Source organism: Streptomyces sp. UH6, assembly GCF_013421635.1.
GTDB classification, from domain to species: domain Bacteria; phylum Actinomycetota; class Actinomycetes; order Streptomycetales; family Streptomycetaceae; genus Streptomyces; species Streptomyces abyssomicinicus.
In genome coordinates this window covers 1-4,843 of sequence record NZ_JACADT010000408.1, presented here as the reverse complement: position 1 = coordinate 4,843, position 4,843 = coordinate 1, and the positions used below count along the sequence as shown (strand labels likewise).

5 protein-coding genes are annotated in these 4,843 nt (G+C 74.2%); 2 read left to right on the top strand and 3 right to left on the bottom strand.

The features are described 5' to 3' along the window. The coding region (locus HW445_RS18715) for an MFS transporter (RefSeq protein WP_374939668.1) at positions 1-1,746 on the top strand (1,746 nt) is incomplete at its 5' end. A 74-nt stretch (positions 1,747-1,820) separates the two neighbouring features. Here the strand turns inward: HW445_RS18715 and HW445_RS18710 are convergent. Further along, positions 1,821-2,744 carry a MerR family transcriptional regulator gene (locus HW445_RS18710; protein WP_180222146.1) on the bottom strand — a complete coding sequence of 308 codons (924 nt, stop codon included), beginning with the start codon at positions 2,742-2,744 and terminating at the stop codon, positions 1,821-1,823. Between the two features lie 154 nt (positions 2,745-2,898). Beyond that, on the bottom strand, positions 2,899-3,420 hold the full coding sequence (locus HW445_RS18705; protein WP_180222145.1) for a glutathione peroxidase: 522 nt from the start codon (positions 3,418-3,420) through the stop codon (positions 2,899-2,901). Positions 3,421-3,569: 149 nt separating this feature from the next. Here HW445_RS18705 and HW445_RS18700 point away from each other — a divergent pair, with 149 nt between their 5' ends. Next, entirely contained in the window at positions 3,570-4,163 is a 594-nt protein-coding gene (locus HW445_RS18700; RefSeq protein ID WP_180222144.1) for a dihydrofolate reductase family protein, read from the top strand. Positions 4,164-4,352: 189 nt separating this feature from the next. On the opposite strand, the gene HW445_RS18695 is transcribed toward HW445_RS18700, so the two are convergent. Next, positions 4,353-4,649: a hypothetical protein gene (locus HW445_RS18695; RefSeq protein ID WP_180222143.1), complete on the bottom strand. Its 297-nt coding sequence runs from the start codon at positions 4,647-4,649 to the stop codon at positions 4,353-4,355. Positions 4,650-4,843: the final 194 nt, after the last annotated feature.

Sequence of the window (4,843 nt, the reverse complement as noted above, 5' to 3'; positions counted from 1 at the left end):
CCGCCCGCCGTCACCCCCGGTCGTGCCGTCCGCGTCCTGCGCCACCCGGCGACCGCCGTCACCGCCCTCGCCGGAGCCCTGCACGTCCTCTGGTTCTTCGCGTTCGCGAACAGTGGTGGCGACCTCGCCGCCCAGGACGCCTTGGCCGAGTTCGTCGGCCGCAACCCCGGCTCGGCCTACAACATGGCCTGGTACGGCGGCATGCACCCGGTCTCCTACAGCGTGGTCTCGCCCTACCTGATGCACGTCCTCGGGGTGCGGACCACGATGATGCTCTCCGGCACCCTCTCCGCCGGCCTGCTCACCCTGATCCTCTGTCACGCCCGCACCGGCCCCACCGCGCGGCCCGCCCCGGGAGCCACGCCGGGGCCCCCGCAGGGACGCCGCCACGTGTGGCCGGCCGCCCTCGCCGGGGTGTTCGGACTGTTCTGCAACGCCGTCTCCGGCCGGGTCACCTTCGGCCTGGGCGTGCTCTTCGCACTCGCCACGATCGCGGCCGTCTTCTGCATGCCGAGCCCGTGGCACCGGCGGCGCTGGGTCAAGGCGTGGTGCGCCGCCCCGCTGGCCGCGCTCGCCACCATGGCGTCGCCGGTGGCCGGGCTGTTCCTCGGCCTGGTGGCCGTCGCGCTCTTCCTCCAGCACCGCCGCCCCGGCGCATGGGCGCTGGGGCTCGGACCGGCGCTGGTGGTGGCGGTGTCCGCCTGGCTGTTCCCGTTCTCCGGCACCCAGCCGATGGGCGTCACCACCACGCTCGGGCCGCTGACCGTGGCGCTCCTGGTGTGGGCGGTGGCACCGTCCGGGTGGCGCACCGTGCGGGTCACCTGCGTCGTCTACGCCGTCGCGGTGCTGCTGGTGTGGGCGGTCAGCTCGCAGATCGGCTCCAACATCACCCGCCTGCCCATGCTGTTCGGCGGGGCCGCCCTGCTGGCCGTGCTGCCGTTCACCGAGCCGCGCTCACGGCGCTGGTACGCGGCGCTGCTCTCGTTCACCGTTTTCGCCGGCTGGGTCGGGGTCAGCACCGTCAACGACGTGGTGAGCATGAAGCCCGACGCGATCTGGGCCCGCAACCTCGCCCCGCTGGTCGACCGGCTGAAGGAACCCGACACCGGCCGGGGCCGTGTGGAGGTGGTCCCCGCCAGCTCGCACGCGGAGTCCTCCGCGCTGGTCCCGTACGTCAACCTGGCCCGCGGCTGGAACCGCCAGGCGGACCGGGAACGCAACCCGCTCTTCTACGACGGCTCGCTCGACGCCGGCAGCTACCGCGAGTGGCTGCGCCGCTGGGCCGTCCACCACGTCGTCCTGCCGCTCCACGGCTCACCCGACGGCGAGGGAGGCCGCCGGGAACGCGAACTGATCGAGGGCGGCCTGCCCTACCTGAAGGAGGTGTGGGCCGACGACAACTGGCGGATGTACGCCGTCACCGACCCCACCCCGCTGGCCGACCCGCCGGCGCGGGTCGTCCGGGCCGACGAGGAGGGAATCGTCCTCCACGTGCCGCGCCCCGGCCGGTACACCGTGCGGGTGGCCCACTCGCCGTGGCTGGGCCTCTTCGACGCCGACGGGGAGGCCGTCCCGCCGCCGGAGCCGGCCGGGCCGAACGTGCACGGCTGCGTGACCGAGGGCGAGGAGGACGCCTGGGGCGTCGCCTGGACCGTCCTGGACGCCCCCGCCGCCGGCACCTACCGCCTCGCGGCCCACTACCGGATACCGCGCGGCACGCCCTGCCCCGAACCGGAGAGCCCCTGACCCCCGCCGACCCCCGCCGGCCGAGGTCCCGGCACGGTGCCCCGGCCCGGGCGGGCAGGGGCACCGCCGGGGGCCTAGGCCGGGACCTCGTCGGCGACCTGGGCCGGGACCTCGTCGGCGACCTGGGCCGGGACCTCGTCGGGGACCTCGACCGGATAGGCCACGTCGCAGACCGGATCCGTGGGCCCCGCCGACGACCAGTCGGCGAAGTACACCTCACGGCACGGCGCCGCGATCCGCAGCCCCTGGCCGGCCACCCACCGCTCCACCGCCTCGAAGGCGTTGAGGATCATTGGCTGGCTCACCTCCGCCTTGGTGATGCGGGTGAAGGCCAGCCGCCGCGCGGGCTCCTCCCGGACGGTCACGGCCCTGTTCTGCCGCGCCGCCCACTCCCGCGCCGCGTCGGCGTCCCGCACCGGCACGCACACCTCGGCGGGGCCGTCGCTCTCCTGCGACACCTCCGAGTGGTAGGCCACGAACGGCGCCGCGGCGACACCGCCGCACTCCTCCGCCGCCACCGCGGTCAGCCGGTCCAGCGTGGCCCCGATCCAGGCCGGCAGCTCGCCGACCAGGACGTGCCGCTGCAGGGTGAGCACCGTGCATCCGGGCACGTCCACCGTCTCCGTCGAGTACCGCTCGCTCATCAGGGAACCCCTTCCGTCAAGTCGCGCACGGAGGAAGTCCACGAGCGCCCGCTGCCCGGCGAGCCGCGCCTCGACGTCCGCCCAGTAGGCGGCCACCCGCTCGGCGGCTGCCGGGCCGTCGTGACCCATCAGCGCCACCACCTCCGCGACCTCCGCCAGCGGCATGTCGAGATGCCGCAGGTGCACGATGGTCCGGGCCCGCTCCACCTGCTCGCGCCGGTAGTAGCGGTACCCGGTCGCCGGGTCGACGTACGCCGGGGGCAGCAGACCCAGCCGGCCGTACAGCCGCAACGCCTTCGCGGACAGTCGCACCCTCGCGGCGAACGCGCCGATGCCGATCAGCTCGTCGCTCATGCTCATGGCCTCCTCCGTCACCGGACCTCCGGCCCGGTGACGTGGAGACTGCGGCCTGCCCCAAGGGCAAGGTCAACCAGGCCCTCGCGGCCCGTCGCTTCTCACCGGTCTCACCGGCTGTCACCGGACCCCGGCGGATCCGCGGCCCCGCGGCTCAGCTGCCGAGCACCTTCTCGATCGCGGCCACGACCTCGTCCGACTCCGGCTCCGCCTGCGGCGCGAACCGGGCCACCACGTGTCCGTCCCGGTCCACCAGGAACTTCTCGAAGTTCCACCGGATGTCCCCGGCGTGGCCCTCGGCGTCGGCGAAGCCCGTCAGCCGCCGGTAGAGCGGGTGCCGGCCCTCGCCGTTCACCTCCACCTTCTCGGTCATCGGGAAGGTCACGCCGTACGTCGCCGAGCAGAACTCCGCGATCTCCTCGGCCGACCCGGGCTCCTGCCCCATGAACTGGTTGCACGGCACGCCCAGCACGCTGAACCCGCGCTCCGCGTACCGCTCCTGGAGCTTCTCCAGCCCGTTGTACTGCGGCGTCAGCCCGCACCGGGAGGCCACGTTCACGATCAGCAGCGCCGTCTTCCCGGCGTACTGCCCCAGATCCGCGGAGCCGCCGCGCAGCGCCTCGATCTCGACGTCGAACACCGGACCCGCGTCCCTCGAACTCTCAGCATTGGTCATGCCCGGAGCCTAACCGGACCACCGCCCCTACCCGATCAGCGCCGAACCGATGACTTTCCGGCTCGTCACCGGTCTCCTGTCCGTACGGTCCCGTACCGTGCGGCCCGTCGCACCGACGCGGAGAACCAAGTCCAGGGGAGCGAATCCAGATGCGTGTCGTGATCACCGAGTTCATCAGCCTCGACGGCGTCACCCAGGCGCCCGGCGGTCCCGAGGAGGACACCGACGGCGGCTTCGCCCACGGCGGCTGGACCGCCCCCCACTTCGACGACGAAGTGGTCGGCGGCGCCTTCGACGCGGCGCTCAACGGCGCCGACGCCCTCCTGTTCGGCCGCCGCACCTGGCAGGTCATGGCCGGCGCCTGGCCGGAGCGGGCGGGTGACCCGTTCGCCGACCGGATGAACGCCATCCGCAAGTTCGTCGTCACCGACAGCCTCGGCGACGCCGACCTGACCTGGCACAACACCGTCCGCCTGCCCGGCGCGGAGTTCCCCGCGCGGATCCGCGCGCTGCGCGAGGAGGAGGGCCGCGACATCGTCGTGATGGGCAGTGCCTCGGTCGCCCGTGCCCTGCTGAGCGCCGGGCTGGTCGACGAACTGCGGCTGACGCAGATGCCGGTGGTCCTCGGCGGCGGCAAGTCCGTCTTCCCCGCCGACGGGGGCCTCACCACCTTCCGGCTCACCTCCGTCACCACCAGCCCCAAGGGCGTCAACGCCCTCGTCTACCAGCGGGCGGACGCCTGAACCGCCGCGCGGAGTCCCCGGAACCGGCACCGCTCCGGCTGCGCACCGGCTGTGCTCGCTCCGGCACCGCTCCGGCTGCGCACCGGCTGTGCTCGCTCCGGCACCGCTCCGGCTGCGCACCGGCTGTGCTCGCTCCGGCACCGCTCCGGCTGCGCACCGGCTGTGCTCGCTCCGGCTGCGCACCGGGTCCTAGAGCCCGCGCAGCATCTGGTGCAGGGTCCCGGCGGACCAGCAGCACACGCTGCCGTCGTCCTCGAAGTGGCCCGTGTACCAGTCCTCGCCACCGGCCCCCCTCACCACGGCCAAGGCGCCCAGTCGGATGACGACTTCGGGCGTGACCGGCCGGTCCTCGCCGTCCGGCGGCCATGCCACCAGGGTCACCGCCCGGGCGTCGTCGACCACGACGGCGTCCGGGACCCCGGACAGCTCCCGCACCCGCTCGATCGTCCACCCGGCCGGAAGCCGCCCCACACCCGCGCCCGTCATCCCGTCATGCTCGCAGCGGGGCGGACGGACGGGGAGGGCGGTGGCTACTCTGGGCCGCGCGTGCCGGTGGGACACAGGGTGGGGACACAGGGGAGGGCGCTCATGCCGGAGACCGGGCAACCGATCGGACGGGCGGCCGGCCGTCCCGGCATCGGGCCGGCCGAGGCGGGGGAGGCACTGCGGGCCGCCGACCG